Genomic DNA, 18811 nt, shown 5'->3' with positions numbered 1-18811 from the left:
CGCCCTCGACGCCGAGGACCGCCATAATCGGAGGATGACCCCCCGCTCGAGACCCGTCTCGGCGCGCGTGCGGCTCCTCGCGGCGATCCTCGGCGTCGTGCTGCTCGGGCTCATCCTCGCCGGTGGTGTCACGTTCTTCGTCCAGAGCGCTCGCGTCATCGCGAACGCGGAGCGGCAACTCGACGGGTTCGTGTCGACGGTGTCGGTCAGCAGTCAGGACCCGGCCGACCTGGTCGCAGCGGCGGTCCCCGGGCGCACCGACGGCACCCTCGCGCTGAATGACACAACCGTTGTTGCGTCCACTCCGGCCCCACCGGGACTGCCCCTCGCCGGCGACACCGGGTTCCTCACCGACCTGCGCGCGGCTTTGGATCGCGGCGACACGCGCGGTCGCCTGTCGTCGGCCGCCGGTCCCGTGCTGTTCGCTGCCGTCCACGACGGCGATGCCTCGATCGTCCAGGCCATCTCCATCGACCAGCGCATGGAGCTCGTCACGCTCTCGACGACGACGTACGCGATCGCCGGTGCGGCGGTGCTGCTGGCGGTGGGAGTGGCGGGCTGGTTCGTCACGGGTCGGCTGTTCTCGCCGCTCCGGAAGCTCCGCGACACCACCGACGCGATCACGATCGCCGACCTCGGCACCCGCGTGTCCGCGGACGGCAACGACGAGATCGCCGACCTGACCGCCTCGGTGAATTCGATGCTCGACAGGCTGGCGATGTCGGTCGAGGCACAGCGCCAACTGCTCGACGACGTGCGCCACGAGCTGAAGACGCCGATCACGATCGTCCGCGGGCATCTCGAGACGATGAACCCCGCCGACCCCGACGACGTCGTCGAAACACGCGACCTCGGCATCGCCGAGTTGGACAGGCTCTCGCGGCTCGTCGACGACATCGACGCCCTGGCGGATGTGGAGAGCGGGTCGCTGTCGTCGGGGGTCATCGACATCGGCGCTCTCACCGACCGCGTCGGCGAGCTGGTCGCGGCCATCCCGGAGCACACCTGGACGGTCGAGGCCCGCGGCCGCGGCACGTTCGTCGGCGACCACGACCGGCTCGTGCAGGCCTGGCTCCAGCTGGCCGACAACGCCGCCAAGTACACCGCCGCGGGCAGCCCGATCGAGCTCGGCAGCTCCACCGACGGCACGGTCGCGAACCTGTGGGTACGCGACCACGGCCCCGGCATCCCTCCCGCCGCACGCCACCGGGTGTTCCGGCGGTTCGATCGCGTCTCGACGCGGCGCGGAGTCGACGGGTCCGGCCTGGGACTTTCCATCGTGGATGCCATCGCCAAGGCGCACGAGGGAACCTGCAGCGTCGCCGACACCCCCGGCGGCGGCGCGACCGTGACACTGCACATCCCCCTGGGCGGCACGCACGCCCCGACCGATCTCCCCACGCCGGTCCGCGCCGGCGACGTCGTCCTGCAGAGAGAGGCCACCGGATGACCCGCATCCTCATCGCCGAGGACGAGGAGCGCATCTCGGCGTTCGTGGCGAAGGGTCTCGAGGCCGCCGGCTACCAGACCCTCATCGTCGACGACGGGGCCGAGGCGCTCGACACCGCGCTGTCGGGTGAGGTGGACCTCGTGCTGCTGGACGTGGGGCTCCCGACGATGGACGGCTTCGAGGTCCTCCGCAGTCTGCGCGGGCAGGGCTCCCCCATTCCGGTCATCATGCTGACCGCCCGGACGAGCACACGGGACACGGTCGACGGGCTGGACTCGGGCGCCAACGACTACGTCGCCAAGCCGTTCAAGTTCGACGAGCTCCTCGCCCGCGTGCGCTCGCGTCTCCGCGAGCCCACACCCCTGGGAAGTATCACGATCGCCCACGGCGACGTGTCGCTCGACGTCCTCACCCGCCGCGCCACGATCGGCGGCCGTGAGGTCGACCTCAGCGCACGCGAGTTCGCTCTCACCGAGGAATTCCTGCGTCACGCGGGTCAGGTGCTCAGCCGTGAGCAGCTGCTGAGTCGCGTGTGGGGCCTGGACTTCGACCCGGGGTCGAACGTCGTCGATGTCTACGTGCGCTACCTGCGCGCGAAGTTCGGGGCGGCCCGCATCGCCACGGTCCGCGGCGCGGGCTACCGCTGGCAATAGACGCCGAAAACCCAAAAACCCCCGGTGGGGGGAAACCGGGGGGATTGGGGAGATGATCCGCGGCGGTCTTCCGACGTACCCGAAACGTCGGTGGCCTGCTCGGCGAACCGGTCTCTCTTCATTTATCAGGGGGAACCGCCGGGGGCGGCGGCAAAGTTTCCCTCGCCGTTGACACCACTCTGGTTGCTCCCCGTGAGAATCCCGAGAGCTGCAGATGAGAAACCTCTCATCTGTGCGGCACGGACGAGAAAGGGGCCGGGATGCCTGGCATCCCGGCCCCGACAGCGCTTCGGTCAGGACAGCTCGCCGGCCTCCAGCAGCTCGGTCACGAGCGCGGCGATCGCGGAACGCTCGGAGCGCGTGAGCGTGACGTGACCGAAGAGCGCGTGGCCCTTGAGCGTCTCGATCACCGAGGCGACGCCGTCGTGGCGACCGACGCGCAGGTTGTCGCGCTGACCGACGTCGTGGGTGAGCACGACGCGGGAGTTCTGCCCGATGCGGCTCAACACGGTGAGGAGCACGTTGCGCTCGAGCGATTGCGCCTCATCGACGATGACGAACGCGTCGTGCAGCGAGCGTCCGCGGATGTGGGTCAGCGGGAGCACCTCGAGCAGACCGCGCGCGAGCACCTCCTCGAGGACGTTGCCCGAGACGACCGAGCCGAGCGTGTCGAACACCGCCTGGCCCCACGGGTTCATCTTCTCCGCCTGATCGCCGGGCAGGTACCCCAGCTCCTGCCCGCCGACGGCGAACAACGGACGGAAGACGATGATCTTCTTCTGCTGCTGGCGCTCCAGTACCGCCTCGAGCGCCGCGCACAGCGCCAGGGCCGATTTGCCGGTGCCGGCACGCCCGCCGAGCGAGACGATGCCCACCTCCGGGTCGAGCAGGAGGTCGAGGGCGATGCGCTGTTCGGCCGAGCGACCGTGCAGGCCGAACGCGTCGCGGTCGCCGCGGACGAGGCGGAACTCGCCATCGCCGGTGACGCGGCCGAGCGCCGAGCCGCGCTCCGAGTGGATGATGAGGCCGGTATTGACCGGCAGCCCCCGGACGTCGTCGCTCGAAGCGACCTCCGCCTCGTACAGGTCGCTGAGGTCATCGCCGGAGACGTCGAGCGATGCGATACCGGTCCAGCCCGAGTCCATCGCCTGCTCGGCGAGGTACTCCTCCGCGGTCAGGCCGAGGGACGCGGCCTTGACGCGCATCGGGAGGTCCTTGGACACGACCGTGACCTCGACGCCGCCGCGCGCGATGTTCATCGCCACCGCGAGGATGCGGCTGTCGTTGTCGCCGAGCCGCATGCCCGACGGGAGCACCGACGGGTCGGTGTTGTTGAGCTCGACCCGGAGCGTACCGTCGGTGCCGACGGGCACCGGGAAGTCGAGGCGCCCGTGCTCGATGCGCAGTTCGTCGAGATGGCGAAGCGCCTGCCGCGCGAAGTAGCCGATCTCGGGATCATGGCGTTTGCCCTCGAGTTCGGTGATCACCACGACCGGGATCACCACCGAATGCTCGGCGAAGCGGAAGAACGCCCGCGGATCGCTCAACAGAACGGAGGTGTCCAGAACGTACGTGCGCAGAGCCTGATCGGCTGAGGCGTCCGATTCCGAAACACTGCTGTCAGCGACGTAAGCGTCGACGTTCCGCTGGTCGTACGGTGCTCGTGCAGTCACAACCCACTCCCGACCCGGGTGTCTCACCCGGCTGTCACGAGTCGACCTGTGGGTCACGAGTCGCGATCCGAAGGCCGACTCGATCGGGCTCCGTGCCCGATGACCTCACCGTAAGGCCTCGCGCACCCCGCCGGGGTCGCAAACACGCCCGGAAAAATGACGACTGCGTAAACGATGGATCGGCGGCTACTGACCGAACCGGCGATCGCGCGCAGCGAAGTCGCGGATGGCGCGCAGGAAGTCCACCTCGCGCAGATCCGGCCCCAGCGCCTCGACGAAGTAGAACTCCGAGTGCGCCGACTGCCACAGCAGGAAGTCGCTCAGGCGCTGCTCCCCGGACGTGCGGATGACGAGATCCGGGTCGGCCTGGCCGCCGGTGTACAGGTGCTCGCCGATCTGCTCCGGCGTGAGGCTCGCCGCGAGCTCCTCGAGCGTGCCGCCGCGCTCGTCGTGCTTCGCGATGATGCTGCGCACGGCATCCACGATCTCGCTGCGGCCGCCGTACCCGACGGCGAGGTTGACGTGCAGCCCGGTGTGCGAACGCGTGCGCTCGGTGACCTCGTGCAGCACCTCGGCGAGAGCGGGCGGCAGCTCCTCGGAGCGCCCGACGTGCTGCACGCGCCAGTCGGGCTCGTGCGACAGTTCGCGGGCGAGCTCCGCGATGATGTCGATGAGGTCGTCGAGTTCCCGCGGATCGCGTTTGCGGAGGTTGTCGTTCGACAGCAGGTACAGCGACACGACCCGGATGCCGAGATCGTCGCACCACCGCAGGAACTCGTGCATCTTCGCGGCCCCGGCGCGGTGGCCGTGTGCGGCGCTGTCGAAACCCAGCTGGCGCGCCCACCGGCGATTGCCATCGATCATCATGGCGACGTGGTGCGGCACGGTGGTCGGCATCTGCCGACGGAGGCGCTGAATGTACAGCCGGTAGAGGGGACCCCGTCCCTCGTTCCTCCACACGCGCGCCACCCGCCTACGCTACCGCGTCGCGGCGTCCGCGTCCGGCGCCGTGGGGCGCGTCGCTGGGCGTCTGCTCACAGAACGCTCTCCATGTACGGGGTCCGGTATGCGGCCCGACGTAGGCTCGACGCGTGACATCCACCACCCCGACCGACGGACCCGAGATGCCCCAGCTTCCGCTCCTGGAAGCGGGAGCCGTCGGCGCGCAGGCGGATCTGAAGCCCACCTGGCGCGGCTGGATCCACGCCGGCACGTTCCCGGTGGCGATCGCCGCGGGGATCGTCCTGATCACGCTCGCGCACGGCGCCCCCGCGAAGTGGGCCTCGGCCGTCTTCATGGCGACCTCGATGCTGCTGTTCGGCAACTCCGCGCTGTACCACCGGTTCAACTGGAAGCCGGCGACCAAGGCGGTCCTCAAGCGCATCGACCACGCGAACATCCTGCTGCTCATCGCCGGCACCTACACGCCGCTCGCGGTGCTGGCCCTCCCGACGCCCAAGACGGTGCTGCTGCTGTCAATCGTCTGGGGCGGCGCGATTCTCGGCATCCTGTTCCGCGTCTTCTGGATCAACGCCCCGCGGTGGCTGTATGTCGCGCTGTATCTGGCCCTCGGCTGGGCGGCCGTGATGTACATCGTCGACCTGCTGGACGCGAACGTCGCGATGATGGTGCTCGTCGTGGTCGGCGGCGTGCTCTACACGGTCGGTGCGGTCGTGTACGCGCTCAAGCGCCCGAACCCGTGGCCCGGCCACTTCGGCTTCCACGAGATCTTCCACGTGTGCACGGTGCTGGCATTCCTGTGCCACTGGACCGCGTGCCTGCTCATCGCCCTCGCCCCCGCGTACCACGGGGGCTAGCGCTCAGCTGCGGGGAGCGTCCCGGTCGATGTCCTCGTCGTCGGTCTCGCTCGCCGCCTCGGCCGCGCGCGCCTGCTCCTCGGCATCCAGCTCGGCGTTGACCTCTTCGCGGTAGCGGCCGCGACGGATCCGGCGCAGCATGTCCCACACGAGCAGGAACACCGCCACGGCGACGAACGCGACCGCGGCGAAGCCGAGCGGCCCCGGGGTCACGATCGATTCGTCGGGGGTCGACGCGGGGGTGGGCGTGGCCGCGAGGGCCGCGAGCGCGGTGAGCATGGAGTCCTTCGGTCCGGGCGGAAGCGCGTAGCCTGGAAGTCCAGCCTAAAGCCCGGGGAGACCATGACGACGCAAGCCCTGCTCGACGATCGCTACGGCCGCACCCGGTCGCCGCGACGGCGCATCGTGCAGTGGAGCATCGTCGGTGTCGTGGCGCTCGGACTGACGGTCGCGCTGGGATGGGTCACAGTGTCCAACACTCTCGGGTCCGTCTCGACGACCGACACCGGGTTCTCGGTGGCGGATGCCGAGCGCGTAACGATCTCGTTCCAGATCTCCGCCCCCGTCGGGCAGCCGGTCGCGTGCGCCCTCGAGGCCCAGGACGAGGACCACGGGACGGTCGGGTGGCGGGTCGTGGAGTACCCGGCATCCCAGGATCACACCCAGGCGTTCTCGGAGGAGATCCCGACCGTTGCGCTGGCGACCACGGGTTTTGTCAACTCCTGCTGGGTGCCGTAGTCTCGGTTTCTCAGACGCGCCCCGGCTCGAAGCCGGGGCGTTCGACATATGTCCCGGCGGGACCGCGCGTTCGTCGCCCCTCCCGCCGGCTCGATCGACGAAGGAGACCACCGTGTCCAGCGACGCTCAGGTGACGTTCCTCACCCAGGATGCCTACGACCGTCTCGCCCACGAACTCGAGCACCTCTCGACCACCGGCCGCGAAGAGATCGCCAAGCGCATCGAAATCGCCCGCGAAGAGGGCGACCTCAAGGAGAACGGCGGCTACCACGCCGCGAAGGACGAGCAGGGCAAGCAGGAAGCCCGCATCCGCACCCTCCAGGCGCTGCTGAAGAACGCCAAGGTCGGCGAGGCCCCCGAGAGCACGGGCGTCGTCGAGTCCGGCACGGTCGTGACCGCGATCATCGCCGGCGGCGAGGAGAAGTTCCTCCTCGGCAACCGCGAGATCGCCGCCGACTCCGAGCTCGACGTCTACAGCGAGGCCTCCCCGCTCGGCGCGGCGATCCTCGGCCTCAAGGAAGGCGACAGCGGTTCGTACACCACGCCCAACGGCAAGCAGATCGCCGTCGAGATCGTGAAGGTCGAGACGTACTCGGGTCAGTGACGCGGAGACGTCCAGAGCCGCTCCCCCGGTCGGGGTGAGCGGCTCTTCGCGTTATCGCGGCGCAACGTCGGGGCGTGATTCGTGCACCGGGGCGGTCACGAGACGCCCCACTGCACCGATGCCGCCCCGGCACAGCGCATGTCTCAGTCGGGCACGACGGTGGCGGTGAAGCCGGCCTCCTCGAGCGTGCGGATGACGAGGGCGCGATGCTCGGCCCCGCGCGTCTCGACGCTCAACTGCAGGATGACCTCGCTGATCTGCAGCCCCTGCCCGTGCCGTGTGTGCAGCACCTCGATGACGTTCGCCCCGACCTGTGCGAGCAGGTCCGACACGCGCGCGAGCTGGCCCGGACGGTCGGGAAGAGGGATCCGCAGGGACATGTAGCGACCGGATGCCGAGAGCCCGTGGGCCACGACGCGCTGCAGCAGCAGCGGGTCGATGTTGCCGCCGGAGAGGATGGTGACCGCGGTTCCCCCGGCCCGGACCTTGCCGGCCAGGATCGCCGCGACTCCGACCGCCCCCGCGGGCTCGACGACCTGCTTGGCGCGCTCGAGCAGTACCAGGAGCGCGCGGGCGATGTCGTCCTCCGTGACGGTCACGACCTCGTCGACGTACTGACGGATGAGCTCGAAGGGCAGGTCGCCCGGGCGGGCGACGGCGATGCCGTCGGCGATCGTCGGGGTCGTGGGGACCTGGATCGGGTGCCCCGCCGCGAGGGACGTCGGGTACGCGGCGGAGTTCTCGGCTTGCACCCCGATGATGTGCACCTCGCGGCCCTCGGCAGCCGCGCGCGCCTTGACGGCGGCGGCCACACCGGCGGCCAGCCCTCCGCCGCCGATGCCGACGACGATCGTGTCGAGGTCGGGCAGGTCCTCCACGAGCTCGAGCCCGAGCGTGCCCTGGCCGACGATGATGTCGCGGTGGTCGAACGGCGGGATCAGCACCGCACCCGTGCGCTCGGCGAACTCGGCCGCGAGGCGCAGGGGCGTCTCGACGGTCGCGCCCTCCAGGATCACCTCGGCGCCGTAGCCGCGCGTCGCGAGGAGCTTCGGCACGGGCACGCCCAGCGGCATGAAGATCGTGGCCGAGATCCCCAGCTGCTGCGCCGCGAGAGCCACCCCCTGCGCGTGGTTCCCCGCGGACGCGGCGACGACGCCGCGCGCTCGCTCCTCCGCCGTGAGTCGGGAGAGGCGGTACGTCGCGCCACGGATCTTGAACGAACCGGTGCGCTGGAGGTTCTCGAGCTTGAGGTGCACCGGCACGCCGAGCAGTTCGCTCAGGTGCTGCGACTCGTCGAGCGGTGTCCGCGTGATGATGCCGCGCAGGGTCTGCGCGGCATCCTCGAACTCGGCCAGGGTGGGCGTGTCGTTCATGATCTCCTTCCGCGGTCGCGGGGCACGGTCCGCCAGATCAGGTCGGCGGAGTCGACGGAGCCGTCGCCATCCCGCCACGCGTGGCTGCTGAGGTACACCGAGACGACGTTGACGAACGCGGCGAGCGGCACCGCGAACAGCGCACCGGGGATGCCGCCGATCATGGCGCCCCCGGCGACGACGAGCACCACCGCGAGGGGGTGCACCTTCACGGCCGAACCCATGAGGATGGGCTGCAGCACGTGACTCTCGATCTGCTGGACGCCCAGCACGACGATGAGCATGAACAGCGCGATGAGCGGACCGTTGTAGACCAGCGCGATGAAGACCGCGAGCGCTCCGGTGACCACGGCCCCCACGAAGGGGATGAAGGCGCCGAGGAACACCAGGACGCCGATCGGGATGGCCAGCGGCACTCCGAGCAGGAATGCGCCGAGGCCGATGCCGATGGCGTCGATCGTGGCGACGAGGAGCTGCGTGCGCGCGTACGTGATGACGGTCCGCCAACCCGCGCGTCCGGCACCGTCGACGGCGGGACGCGCCGCCCGCGGGAACAGCCGCGTCGTCCAGCGCCAGATGCCGCCGCCGTCCGCGAGCAGGCAGAGCAGGATGAACAGCGTCAGCAGGACACCGGTGGCGACGTGGCCGATCGTGGTCCCGATCGCCAGCGCGCCCGTCCACAGCACCTCGGCCTGCTGCTGCAGGAAGGACCCCGCCTGCTGCAGGCCGTCGTCGATCTGCTGCGCGCTGAGGTGCAGCGGTCCGTCGATGAGGTACTGGCGGAACTGGCCGACGGCCGCGACGGTCCGTTCCTGGACGGAACCGAACTCGCGCGTGATCTGCCACACCGCCAGCCACACGAGACCCGAGATGATCGCGATCGTGCCGACCACAGTGACGACGATCGCGAGCCAGCGCGGCCACCGGTGCCGCAGCAGGAACGAGAACGCCGGCCAGACGAGCGCGGTGACGAGGATCGCCACGAGCAACGGGACCACGAGGAGCTTGAGCTGGATGACCAGCCAGACCACCACGCCGAGGGCGGCCGCGATGACGAGGAGTCGCCACGCGTAGGCCGTCGTCTGCCGCAGAGCGGGCGGAACGGCGGGCGAGAGATCGCTCGAGACGGTGCGTCGACGCAGGGCGTCGAAGAACGATCCGCGGTCCTCGGGATCGGTTCCGGTCATCCCGTCAGCCTACCTCCGCCCGGTCTCGGGGAACGCCGGGAATGTCGGCGGTCATGCCTACGCTGGCATGTATGACGACGACCCTCCGCCGCGCCGACGCGCGTCGCATCGCGCTCGCCGCCCAGGGGTTCGGCCGTGCCCGTCCCACGACCGTCGGCACCCGCCAGATCACCGCGACGCTGCAGCGCATGCGCATCCTGCAGATCGACTCCGTCAACGTCTTCTCGCGGAGCCACTACATGCCGTTGTTCGCCCGCCTCGGCGCCTACGACACGAGGCTCCTCGACCGCCTCGCGTTCTCGCGGCGCCCGCGGTGGGTGGAGTCATGGGCGCACGTGGCATCCCTCGTCGACGTCGCCGACTGGCCGCTGCTGCAGTTCCGCCGCGACGCCGCGCGCGAGAAGTACGGCGACGACGACTGGGCCCGCGCGAACGCCGGCCTGCTGCGATGGCTGCGCGACGAGCTCGCGGCGCGCGGGCCGCTGCGGCCCGCCGAGATCGAGCACGACGCCCGCGAGGGGTCGCGCGGATCCTGGTGGGGCTGGGACGACGTGAAGAACGGGCTCGAGCGCCTGTGGCTCGTGGGCGACGTCGCCATCGCCGGGCGCCGCGGCTTCGAGCGGCGCTACGCGCTGGCCGAGGACGTGCTCCCGTCCGAGGCGCTCGACTCCCCCGTGCCGCGATCCGAGGCGATCCCCGAGCTGATCCGCCGCGCGGCCGTGGCGTACGGCGTCGCGACCGCCGCCGACCTCGCCGACTACTGGCGCATCCGCGATCGCCCCGCGGTGCTGTCCGCCGTGCGTGACCTCGTCGACGCCGGCGAGCTCGAGCCCGTGTCCGTCGAGGGCTGGACGGTCGCCGGCAGGCCCGCCAAGGCCTGGCTGCACCGGGATGCCGCCCGCCCCCGCCGTATCGATGCGACGGCCCTCCTCACGCCGTTCGATCCCGTCGTGTGGTTCCGCGACCGCGCGGAGCGTCTGTTCGACTTCGACTACCGCATCGAGATCTACACCCCGGCCGAGAAGCGGCGCTTCGGCTACTACTCGCTGCCCGTCATCGTGGGCGACGACGTCGTCGGGCGCATCGACCTCAAGGCCGACCGGGCCGCCTCCGCGCTGCGCGTGCAGTCCGCGTGGTGGGAGCACGGCGCACCCGCGGATGCCGCCGAGCGGCTTGCCGCGGAACTGCGGACCGCCGCCCAGTGGCAGGGACTGGAGAGGGTCACGGTGTCGCGATGGGGCGATGCCGCGGACGCCCTGGCCGGTGCCCTCGCCGCGGAGCGGCACGAGCACCCTTCCGCACCCGCGAACGACGGTGCCCCCTCGCCCGTGGCGGCGGAGGGGGCACCGAAGTAGACGTCAGAACTGGACGCGCGGCGGCTCCGAGATCGCGGCGCCGTCGACGACCTCGAAGAATTCGCGGGCCTGGAAGCCCAGTTGGCGGGCGAAGAGGTTGTTGGGGAACACCTTGATCTTGGTGTTCAGCTCGCGGACGCCGCCGTTGTAGAACCGGCGCGAGGCCTGGATCTTGTCCTCGGTGTCGACGATCGACTGCTGCAGCTGCAGGAAGTTCTGGCTCGCCTGGAGCTGCGGGTAGCCCTCCGCCACCGCGAACAGCGACTTCAGCGCCTGCTGCATGTGGCCCTCGGCGACTCCCGCTTCGGCGGGGCTCTGCGCCGAGATCGTCTCGGCGCGCGCCCGCGTCACGTTCTCGAAGACCGCCTTCTCGTGGGCGGCGTAGCCTTTCACCGTCTCGATGAGGTTGGGGAGCAGATCGGCCCTCCGCTTGAGCTGGACCGTGATGTCGCTCCAGGCCTCGTCGACCCGCACGTTCAGGGACACGAGCGAGTTGTACGTCGCCCACAGATAGATTCCCGCGATCACGAGGATCGCGACGATCACGATGAGGGGAACGAGCCACTCCCACATGTTCCGGTTCTCCGTTCGACGACTGCCCGGACAATCCTAACGGCGCGGCCACCTCCCACCAGGGGCCTGGGCACGACTCTCAGTCGATACGCACGCTGGCGCCTCGATACGGCCGAACGACGCCCCCGCAGTACCCCCGGTGGGACTCGAACCCACACCTGGAGCGATTTTAAGTCGCCTGCCTCTGCCATTGGGCTACGGGGGCGGATGCCTCGCTCCACCGTAGCGCGCGGGCGAACGGCATCCGGAAACGACGAAACCCCCGCACGTGAGGTGCGGGGGTTTCGAGCGGTGTCACTTGGCGGCGACGGCCTCGGGCTTCTTCTCGGCCGGGGCCTCGGCGGCGGGCTGCGCGGGGCGGGGACGCGCCGCGAACTCCTCGAAGGTCGCGCGGGGGTTCTGGACCGCCTCGAGCGACACGGTCTCGCGGCCGTGGAAGAAGTTCTGCACCCAGTCGCCGACGACGCGGAACTTGCGCTCCCACGTCGGCATGGCCAGGCCGTGGTAGCCGCGGTGCGCGAACCAGGCGAGGAGGCCGGTGAGGGCGATCTTGCCGGACTGGAAGGCACCGTTGTAGAGACCCAGGCCGGCGACGGCACCGAGGTTCTTGTGGAAGTACTGCTTGGGCTGCTCGCCGCGGAGCACAGCGACGATGTTCTTCGCCATGAGCTTGCCCTGGCGGACCGCGTGCTGCGCGTTCGGGACGCAGAAGCCGCCCACACCGCCACCGGACAGGTCGGGGACGGCCGAGACGTCACCGGCGGCCCAGGCACCCTCGACGAACTCCTCCTCGGTGCCGACGCGGAGGTCGGGGCGGGTGCGGATGCGACCGCGCTCCTCGACGGGAAGGTCGCTGCCGCGCACGACCGTCGGGTTGGCCATGACACCCGCGGTCCAGATGATGAGGTCGGTGGGCAGCTGCTCACCGGTCGAAAGCTCGACGACGCCGTCGACGGCGCCCTTGACCTGCGTGTCGAGGTGCACGAACGCACCCTTCTTCGCGAGGTCGGCGAGCACCCACTCGCTCGTCTTCTGCGACACCTCGGGCATGATGCGGCCCATGGCCTCGATGAGGTGGAAGTGCGTGTCGTCGAACGTGAGCGTCGGGTACTGCTTCAGCAGCGAGGACGCGTAGGCGCGCAGCTCGGCGAACACCTCGATGCCCGCGAAGCCGCCACCGACGACCACGACGGTGAGCAGACGGTCGCGCTCGGGACCGGCGGGGAGCACCGACGCCTTCTCGAAGTTCGAGGTCAGACGGTCACGGATCGCGACGGCCTCCTCGATCGTCTTGAGGCCGATCGCGTTCTCGGCGATGCCCGGGATCGGGAACGTGCGGGAGACGGCACCGGCCGTCACGACGATCTGGTCGTACTCCTGGGTCCAGGTTTCGTCGCCCACGATCGGGGTGATGGTCGCGGTCTTGGTCGCGTGCTCGATGCCCGTGACCTTTCCGGCGATGACCGTGGTGCGCTTGAGGTGGCGGCGCAGGCCGACGACGACGTGGCGGGGCTCGATCTCACCGGCCGCGACCTCGGGGAGGAACGGCTGGTAGGTCATGTACGGCAGCGGGTCGACGAGAGTGACCTCGGCCTCGTTGCGGCCGAGGAGCTTCTCGAGCTTCCACGCGGTGTAGAAACCCGCGTAGCCTCCGCCGACGATGAGGATCTTGGGCACGGTGCTGGTCACGATGGAAGAGACTCCTGGTTTGTGATGCGGCTCGGCTCGCGAGATGTGCGCGCCTTACGGATACGCCGGGCAGCAGCACTGACGCCGAGCGTGATCATTATAGCGGCGAGGGTCGCCCCCGCGAGCGGCAGCGTCCCGTACAGCAGGCTGTCGCGCGTCGGGAGGAGCGGGGAGGCCGCCTGTGGAGCCGACTCGACCGGCGGCAGCGGCGGGATGTCGACGGGCGCGGCGGTCGGTGAGCCGGTGGGCGCGGGGGCGTTCGCACGGCGGTACAGCCGCACCCATTCCGCGAGGTCGCCGAGCGGGTTCGCGGACACCGTGGGCACGCCGGTGGCGGACACCGCGGCGGCGGCATCCACCAGTCCGTAGCCGTACAGCTTGTCCTGGCCCGGTGCCGCGCCGGCGGCCGGCTTGGCGGTGCGGATCAGCCGGTTCAGCACGTTGTCGGCGCTCAGATCGGGATGGGCGGCGCGGACGAGGGCCGCGATCCCGGAGACGATGGGCGCAGCGCCGCTCGTCCCGTTCCACTGCACGAGGGTGCCGTCGGCGGAGACGCCGAGGAGGCGCTCGCTCGGAGCCGACAGGCCGATGGTGATGCCCTGCGTCGACGCGTCGTTGCTCGCCGTGCCGGACGGGTCGACCCCGCCGACGGCGAGCACGCCGGGGATCGTCGCGGGAGCACCGACGCGGGACGTCCCACTCCCCCGGTTGCCCGCCGCGACGACGATGACCACGTCGTGATCGAACGCGTACTGGAACGCTTCGTCCCAACTGGGGTCCCAGTCGAGCGTGTTGGTCGTCAGCGACATGTTGATGACGGTGGCGCCCTGGTCGACCGCCCAGTGGATGGCATCCACGATCTGCTCGGTGAAGGGCTTCGACGTCACCGAGCCGAAGCCGACGGAGATGGACAGCAGTTGCGCGTCCGGCGCCACGCCGATCATGCCGGTCTGGTCGCCCGTGCCGCGCGCCGCGGCGAGCGAGGCGACCCAACTGCCGTGGTTGGCGTCCACCGCGCCGACCGGCGTGCGTCCGTCGGCCGCTCCCACGCCGGAGACGTCGGTGCCGCCGGCGACGGCGCCCGTGAACTCGACCGGTCCGCGGGCGATCCCGGTGTCGATGATCGCGATCTTCTGGCCCGCACCGCGCGTCGTCTTCCACGCCTCGCGGATGCCGTACTGGTCGAGCCAGTACTCCGCGGCTCGGGTGGGGTCGGTCGACTGCTGCGGAGTCGGAGTCGCCGCCGCGCCCGTCAGCAGCACCGCGCCCAGGACGACGGATGCCACGGCCGCGACGACGCGTCTCATCCGCCCGCCCCGGGGGTCTCGCATTCGCAGCGCTCGGGCGACCACGTGCCCCGCGCGAGAGCGCGGTCGCCGATCGGGTTCACGCCCGGGCCGGCCGCGAGCGCGTGACCGGCGAGAGCGTGCAGACACTTCACGCGGGTCGGCATCCCGCCCGCCGAGATGCCGGCGATCTCTTCCGGCTCGCCGTAGGCCGCGCGATCGCGCAGGTACGCCTCGTGCGCCGCCGCGTAGGCCGCGCGCAGGTCGTCGTCGGCGGCGAGCTCGTCGGTGAACTCCTTCATGACGTGCCCGGCCTCGAGCACCGACATCGCCGCCGTCGCCGCGGGGTGCGTCAGGTAGTAGAAGGTGGGGAACGGACTGCCGTCGTCGAGACGGGGCGACGTCGCCACCACGGTCGGGTTCCCGCACACGCAGCGCGCTGCGATGCCGATCACCCCGCGCGGAACACGACCGAGCTGCGACCGCAGCACGTCGAGATCGGCGTCGGAGGCGGGGGGAAGGGGCGGCGTACTCATCGGTTCCAGGGTACCCGGCGCCCCCGACAAGCCTGGCCGGGAGCGTCGATCAGGGGGTCGGCGCGGGGTCGGGGACGCCGATGGTCGGTGCCGCCACCTGCGCCGCTCCGGCCGAGGTGACCGACCGCACCAGCTGCGACATCCAGTCGGTGCGCGTCTGACCGACGTCCTGCGAGACGTCCTGCTGCTCCTGCGGGGCCTGCGACGCGGGCAGGTCATCGTCGATGAGGTACACGACCTCACCGGGCATCGTGTAGAACAGTCGCTCGCGCGCCTGGGTCGTGATGTACGCGGGGTCGGACCAGCGCTCGCGCTGGGATTGCAGGTCGGCGACCTCGTTCCGGCTCAGGGCGACAGCACTCTGGAGAGCCTGGATCTGCTGCCGCTGGTTCATGTACGTCCCGACGGTCGGCACGAGCACGAACGTCCCGAGCACGACGAGCCCGAGCATGATCACGACGAAGCCCGAGATGCGCAGTCCCCCGAGCCACTCCCGGACGTCGACGCGCGGCGCGCGCGCCGGGGTGGGCCGCACCGGTTCCCGCTTCACCGGCGCCTTCGGGCGGCGCGCTTTCGTGGCCGGGGCCGCCGGCGTCTCGTTCCGCCCTCGCGGGGACGGGAGCGTCGGTCGATCCACGACGTCTCCTTCCTCACCGGCGCACGTGCGCGCCCGGACGGTATCCGACTCTATGTCGCGCGCCCCGGGCACCCCGGTGACGCGCCGGGCTCACGGCATCCGCTCGGCTTCCGTCCCGGGGAACGACGGGCCCGGGAACGACGAAGGGAGGAGCCTTGCGGCTCCCCCCTCCTCACGCGGGTGCGTTCAGCCCTTGAAGCGGGGGAACGCCGAGCGGCCGGCGAAGACGGCGGCGTCGCCGAGGTCCTCCTCGATGCGCAGCAGCTGGTTGTACTTCGCGACGCGCTCGCTGCGGGCCGGCGCACCGGTCTTGATCTGGCCGGCGTTCACGGCGACCGCGAGGTCGGCGATCGTGGTGTCCTCGGTCTCGCCCGACCGGTGCGACAGCATCGACGTGTAGCCCGAACGGGTCGCCAGGGCGATGGCATCCAGGGTCTCGGACAGCGTGCCGATCTGGTTGACCTTCACCAGGAGCGAGTTGGCGACGCCGAGGTCGATGCCCTGCTTGAGGCGCTTGGGGTTGGTGACGAACAGGTCGTCGCCGACGAGCTGGACCTTCGAGCCGATGGTCTCGGTGAGCTTCTTCCAGCCGTCCCAGTCGTCTTCGGCGAGCGCGTCCTCGATCGTGACGATCGGGAAGTTCGCGACGAGGTCGGCGAAGTAGTCGACCAGCTCGTCGACGCTCCACGCCTTGCCCTCGACGGTGTAGACGCCGTCCTTGTAGAACTCGGTGGCAGCGACGTCGAGGCCGACGGCGATGTCCTGGCCGGGGGTGAAGCCGGCCTTCTCGATCGCGCGGATGAGGAAGTCGAGGCCCTCGCGGTTGCTGGGCAGGTCGGGGGCGAAGCCGCCCTCGTCACCGAGGCCGGTGTTGTAGCCCGCGGACTTCAGCTCGCCCTTGAGGAGGTGGTAGACCTCGGTGCCCCAGCGGAGCGACTCGCCGTAGGTGTCGGCACCGATGGGCGCGAGGAAGAACTCCTGGAAGTCGATACCGTTGTCGGCGTGCTCGCCGCCGTTGATGACGTTGAACAGCGGCACGGGCAGGAGGTGCGCGTTGGGGCCGCCGAGGTAGCGGAACAGGGGCAGGTCGGCGCTGTCGGCGGCGGCCTTGGCGACGGCGAGCGAGACACCGAGGATGGCGTTGGCGCCGGTGCGCGACTTGTTCTCGGTGCCGTCGGTCTCGATGAGGATCTCGTCGATGATGCGCTGCTCGCTGGCCTCGACACCCTCGATCGCGGGGCCGAGCTCGTCGACGACCGCGGCGACGGCCTTGAGGACGCCCTTGCCGCCGTAGCGGCTCTTGTCGCCGTCGCGCAGCTCGTAGGCCTCGAAAGCACCGGTGGACGCGCCGGAGGGGACGGCCGCGCGCTGGACGATGCCGTCGTCGAGGAGCACCTCCACCTCGACGGTCGGGTTACCGCGCGAATCCAGGATCTCGCGCGCGTTGACAGCCTCGATAAGTGCCACGAAGGACTCCTCGTTGGTTCTGGGTGGAAGAGGGCGGAGCGTCGTCGGTCCGGGATCGAGTCTAGTGACCGCGGTCGCCGCGCGTGGGGCCGGTTCGGGGCGCCGGGCGTGGCCCCGGGGCGACGGATGTGGCCCCGGGGCCACGAACGCCCGGAAACCTCACGCGACACACGACGCGGTCCCGGATGCCACGGCGTCGGTGAGGATCGCGATCGCGAGGCCGTCCCACCCCTTGCGGTCGAGCGTCTGCAGCGCGGTGGCGTCGAAGCGCGGATCCTGCCCCAGCATCACGACGCCGGCGCGCGCCCCGGCGACCTTCGTGTCCCCGGGCGGCGGATCGGCGACCGCTCCGGCCCGCACGACGTTGTCGAGCACAACGACGGTGCCGGGACGGCCGAGCCGCGCGGCCCAGTCGAGGTAGGCGGGGTTGGACTCCTTGTCGGCATCCACGAAGACCAGGTCGAACGGCTCCTCGTTCGCGAGACTCGGGAGGACGTCGGTGCCGCGGCCCACGCGGATGTCGACGCGGTCGGCGACCCCCGCCCGCTCCAGATTCGCGCGGGCGATGGCGGCGTTGCGCTCCTCCGCCTCGATCGTGACGACCCGACCGCCGTCGGGCACCGCTCGCGCGAGCCAGATCGTCGAGTACCCGGCGAGCGTCCCGATCTCCAGCACGCGGCGTGCGCCGCTGATCCGCGCCAGCAGGTGCAGCAGCTTCGCGCTGACCGGCGACACCTCGATCGCCGGGAGTCCGGCGTCCTGCTGCGCGGAGAGCGCGGCATCCAGGACCGGGTCGTGACCGATCAGGGTGTCGGTCAGGAAGCCGTCGACGTCGTCGTGGGTGGGCACTCCCCCAGCCTGACGATGCGAACCGTGCGGGTCAACGGGGTCCGTGCAGGTGGGCCCGCGTCATTTCGTCGTAGTCCTCATCGGACAGGTCGTCGTAGCTCTTCGCCTCGGCCCGGTCGGTGCGCATCCAGCGCACCATGAGGATCACGAGGATCGGCACGTCGGCGAACTCGGCGATGAACCAGATGAGGTCGCCGGCGAGGTGCTGGTCGTGCAGCGTCGAGGGCCACCACGCCACCGCCTGCGTGGCATCCGGGATCAGGTCGAGCACCGAGTCGTTCAGGCGCATCAGGAGTCCCGGCACGGAGTCGATGAGCAGTTCGACGAACGCGAGCAGGAACTCGATCGCGATGAAGGTGCCGGTGTGGACGGCGCCGAGCGCCATCATCGGCAGCACCATCGCGAGTCCGACCAGCGGCACGACGATCCCGAGCGAGGCCTCGATGACGGGGTTCACGCGCAGGATGCCGGCGACCGGCGTCAGGAACAGGCAGAACACGGCGGCGATGACGACGGTGGCGACCATCGCGTTGCCGGTGATCCGGACCAGGCGCGTCGCGAGCAGTCGGTCGAGGCGGGCGCGCCCCCGATCACCGGTCGCGAGCGAGTACAGGTCGAGCGGGCGGCCGGCCGCGATGCCGGCGGGGACCGCGAAGATCAGCAGCGCGATGCGTGTCGAGAACGCCCACCGCAGCTCGGACGAGTACGCCCCGAGGAAGCCCAACTCGATGACGGCGTAGGGGGCGAGGCCGAGCGCGAAGAAGCCGATCGTGCGGAGCACCGGCCAGTTCTCCCCGCGACGTCGCACCCGCACGACCCCGGTGATGTAGAGAGCGGATGCCACGACGATCACGCCGAGCGGAACGGGCGCGGCGTGCCAGGTGGTCAGGAGAACGGTCAGAGGAGGCGTGCGGTCACGGTAGG

The 18811-nt window shown here is 70.5% G+C and carries 19 protein-coding genes and 1 tRNA gene; 6 read left to right on the top strand and 14 right to left on the bottom strand.

Going from position 1 to position 18811, the window contains the following annotated elements; all coding sequences use genetic code 11:
* The first annotated feature begins 34 nt into the window (after positions 1 to 34).
* Together AVW09_RS06370 and AVW09_RS06365 are read left to right on the top strand one after the other, a co-directional pair.
* Positions 35 to 1450, top strand: a complete 1416-nt coding sequence (locus tag AVW09_RS06370; RefSeq protein ID WP_082822852.1) for a sensor histidine kinase — start codon at positions 35 to 37, stop codon at positions 1448 to 1450.
* Positions 1447 to 2103 carry a response regulator transcription factor gene (locus tag AVW09_RS06365; RefSeq protein WP_063257258.1) on the top strand — a complete coding sequence of 219 codons (657 nt, stop codon included), beginning with the start codon at positions 1447 to 1449 and terminating at the stop codon, positions 2101 to 2103. Before AVW09_RS06370 ends, AVW09_RS06365 begins: the two co-directional genes overlap by 4 nt.
* 293 nt (positions 2104 to 2396) lie before the next feature.
* Here the strand turns inward: AVW09_RS06365 and AVW09_RS06360 are convergent, their stop codons facing one another.
* Together AVW09_RS06360 and AVW09_RS06355 are read right to left on the bottom strand one after the other, a co-directional pair.
* Positions 2397 to 3776: a PhoH family protein gene (locus AVW09_RS06360; RefSeq protein WP_063257256.1), complete on the bottom strand. Its 1380-nt coding sequence runs from the start codon at positions 3774 to 3776 to the stop codon at positions 2397 to 2399.
* 186 nt (positions 3777 to 3962) lie between these two features.
* Entirely contained in the window at positions 3963 to 4736 is a 774-nt protein-coding gene (locus tag AVW09_RS06355) for an isoprenyl transferase (protein ID WP_063257716.1), read from the bottom strand.
* Positions 4737 to 4900: 164 nt separating this feature from the next.
* Here AVW09_RS06355 and trhA point away from each other — a divergent pair, with 164 nt between their 5' ends.
* On the top strand, positions 4901 to 5593 hold the full coding sequence (gene trhA, locus AVW09_RS06350; protein WP_063257715.1) for a PAQR family membrane homeostasis protein TrhA: 693 nt from the start codon (positions 4901 to 4903) through the stop codon (positions 5591 to 5593).
* 3 nt (positions 5594 to 5596) lie between these two features.
* On the opposite strand, the gene AVW09_RS06345 is transcribed toward trhA, so the two are convergent.
* Positions 5597 to 5872, bottom strand: a complete 276-nt coding sequence (locus tag AVW09_RS06345) for a hypothetical protein (RefSeq protein WP_063257254.1) — start codon at positions 5870 to 5872, stop codon at positions 5597 to 5599.
* A gap of 63 nt (positions 5873 to 5935) precedes the next feature.
* Here AVW09_RS06345 and AVW09_RS06340 point away from each other — a divergent pair, with 63 nt between their 5' ends.
* Together AVW09_RS06340 and greA are read left to right on the top strand one after the other, a co-directional pair.
* Entirely contained in the window at positions 5936 to 6331 is a 396-nt protein-coding gene (locus AVW09_RS06340; protein WP_063257253.1) for a DUF4307 domain-containing protein, read from the top strand.
* Positions 6332 to 6443: 112 nt separating this feature from the next.
* The gene (gene greA, locus AVW09_RS06335) at positions 6444 to 6935 is read left to right on the top strand and encodes a transcription elongation factor GreA (protein ID WP_022879596.1); all 492 of its coding nucleotides are present in this window, start codon (positions 6444 to 6446) and stop codon (positions 6933 to 6935) included.
* 143 nt (positions 6936 to 7078) lie between these two features.
* On the opposite strand, the gene ilvA is transcribed toward greA, so the two are convergent.
* Both ilvA and AVW09_RS06325 read right to left on the bottom strand, forming a co-directional pair.
* Complete coding sequence (gene ilvA, locus AVW09_RS06330) at positions 7079 to 8308, bottom strand: threonine ammonia-lyase (protein WP_063257251.1); 1230 nt, start codon at positions 8306 to 8308, stop codon at positions 7079 to 7081.
* Positions 8305 to 9495: an AI-2E family transporter gene (locus AVW09_RS06325; RefSeq protein WP_063257249.1), complete on the bottom strand. Its 1191-nt coding sequence runs from the start codon at positions 9493 to 9495 to the stop codon at positions 8305 to 8307. Before AVW09_RS06325 ends, ilvA begins: the two co-directional genes overlap by 4 nt.
* A 71-nt stretch (positions 9496 to 9566) precedes the next feature.
* On the opposite strand from AVW09_RS06325, the gene AVW09_RS06320 reads away from it, so the two are divergent.
* A complete protein-coding gene (locus AVW09_RS06320) occupies positions 9567 to 10850 on the top strand; it encodes a winged helix-turn-helix domain-containing protein (RefSeq protein ID WP_063257248.1) in 1284 nt (427 codons plus the stop codon).
* A gap of 3 nt (positions 10851 to 10853) precedes the next feature.
* Here the strand turns inward: AVW09_RS06320 and AVW09_RS06315 are convergent, their stop codons facing one another.
* From AVW09_RS06315 to AVW09_RS06275, 9 genes are all read right to left on the bottom strand, one after another.
* Positions 10854 to 11423 (bottom strand): LemA family protein, encoded by a 570-nt coding sequence (locus tag AVW09_RS06315; RefSeq protein WP_022879785.1) that lies wholly within the window; start codon positions 11421 to 11423, stop codon positions 10854 to 10856.
* Between the two features lie 131 nt (positions 11424 to 11554).
* Positions 11555 to 11628: transfer RNA gene (locus AVW09_RS06310), tRNA-Leu, on the bottom strand.
* A gap of 89 nt (positions 11629 to 11717) precedes the next feature.
* The gene (locus tag AVW09_RS06305; protein WP_063257714.1) at positions 11718 to 13100 is read right to left on the bottom strand and encodes an NAD(P)/FAD-dependent oxidoreductase; all 1383 of its coding nucleotides are present in this window, start codon (positions 13098 to 13100) and stop codon (positions 11718 to 11720) included.
* Positions 13101 to 13108: 8 nt separating this feature from the next.
* Complete coding sequence (locus tag AVW09_RS06300; protein WP_063257246.1) at positions 13109 to 14419, bottom strand: S8 family serine peptidase; 1311 nt, start codon at positions 14417 to 14419, stop codon at positions 13109 to 13111.
* Entirely contained in the window at positions 14416 to 14934 is a 519-nt protein-coding gene (locus AVW09_RS06295) for a DUF501 domain-containing protein (RefSeq protein WP_063257244.1), read from the bottom strand. Before AVW09_RS06295 ends, AVW09_RS06300 begins: the two co-directional genes overlap by 4 nt.
* 49 nt (positions 14935 to 14983) lie before the next feature.
* Complete coding sequence (locus tag AVW09_RS06290; RefSeq protein ID WP_231901787.1) at positions 14984 to 15484, bottom strand: FtsB family cell division protein; 501 nt, start codon at positions 15482 to 15484, stop codon at positions 14984 to 14986.
* A 273-nt stretch (positions 15485 to 15757) separates the two neighbouring features.
* The gene (gene eno / locus AVW09_RS06285) at positions 15758 to 17038 is read right to left on the bottom strand and encodes a phosphopyruvate hydratase (RefSeq protein WP_063257243.1); all 1281 of its coding nucleotides are present in this window, start codon (positions 17036 to 17038) and stop codon (positions 15758 to 15760) included.
* Between the two features lie 159 nt (positions 17039 to 17197).
* Positions 17198 to 17887, bottom strand: coding sequence for an O-methyltransferase (locus AVW09_RS06280; protein WP_063257241.1), 690 nt, complete (start codon positions 17885 to 17887; stop codon positions 17198 to 17200).
* 31 nt (positions 17888 to 17918) lie between these two features.
* Positions 17919 to 18731 carry a cytochrome c oxidase assembly protein gene (locus AVW09_RS06275; protein ID WP_231901786.1) on the bottom strand — a complete coding sequence of 271 codons (813 nt, stop codon included), beginning with the start codon at positions 18729 to 18731 and terminating at the stop codon, positions 17919 to 17921.
* Positions 18732 to 18811: the final 80 nt, after the last annotated feature.

Source organism: Microbacterium sp. T32 (assembly GCF_001619615.1).
Taxonomy (GTDB): domain Bacteria; phylum Actinomycetota; class Actinomycetes; order Actinomycetales; family Microbacteriaceae; genus Microbacterium.
This window is presented reverse-complemented; position numbering and strand designations above follow the sequence as displayed.

Bases quoted from the DNA above. Each gene is read 5' to 3' on its own strand.
- AVW09_RS06325 (WP_063257249.1), bottom strand. From the start codon at position 9,495: ATGACCGGAACCGATCCCGAGGACCGCGGATCGTTCTTCGACGCCCTG.
- AVW09_RS06295 (WP_063257244.1), bottom strand. From the start codon at position 14,934: ATGAGTACGCCGCCCCTTCCCCCCGCCTCCGACGCCGATCTCGACGTG.
- trhA (WP_063257715.1), top strand. From the start codon at position 4,901: ATGCCCCAGCTTCCGCTCCTGGAAGCGGGAGCCGTCGGCGCGCAGGCG.
- AVW09_RS06320 (WP_063257248.1), top strand. From the start codon at position 9,567: ATGACGACGACCCTCCGCCGCGCCGACGCGCGTCGCATCGCGCTCGCC.
- AVW09_RS06300 (WP_063257246.1), bottom strand. From the start codon at position 14,419: ATGAGACGCGTCGTCGCGGCCGTGGCATCCGTCGTCCTGGGCGCGGTG.
- AVW09_RS06370 (WP_082822852.1), top strand. From the start codon at position 35: ATGACCCCCCGCTCGAGACCCGTCTCGGCGCGCGTGCGGCTCCTCGCG.
- AVW09_RS06365 (WP_063257258.1), top strand. From the start codon at position 1,447: ATGACCCGCATCCTCATCGCCGAGGACGAGGAGCGCATCTCGGCGTTC.
- AVW09_RS06315 (WP_022879785.1), bottom strand. From the start codon at position 11,423: ATGTGGGAGTGGCTCGTTCCCCTCATCGTGATCGTCGCGATCCTCGTG.
- AVW09_RS06340 (WP_063257253.1), top strand. From the start codon at position 5,936: ATGACGACGCAAGCCCTGCTCGACGATCGCTACGGCCGCACCCGGTCG.
- AVW09_RS06345 (WP_063257254.1), bottom strand. From the start codon at position 5,872: ATGCTCACCGCGCTCGCGGCCCTCGCGGCCACGCCCACCCCCGCGTCG.
- ilvA (WP_063257251.1), bottom strand. From the start codon at position 8,308: ATGAACGACACGCCCACCCTGGCCGAGTTCGAGGATGCCGCGCAGACC.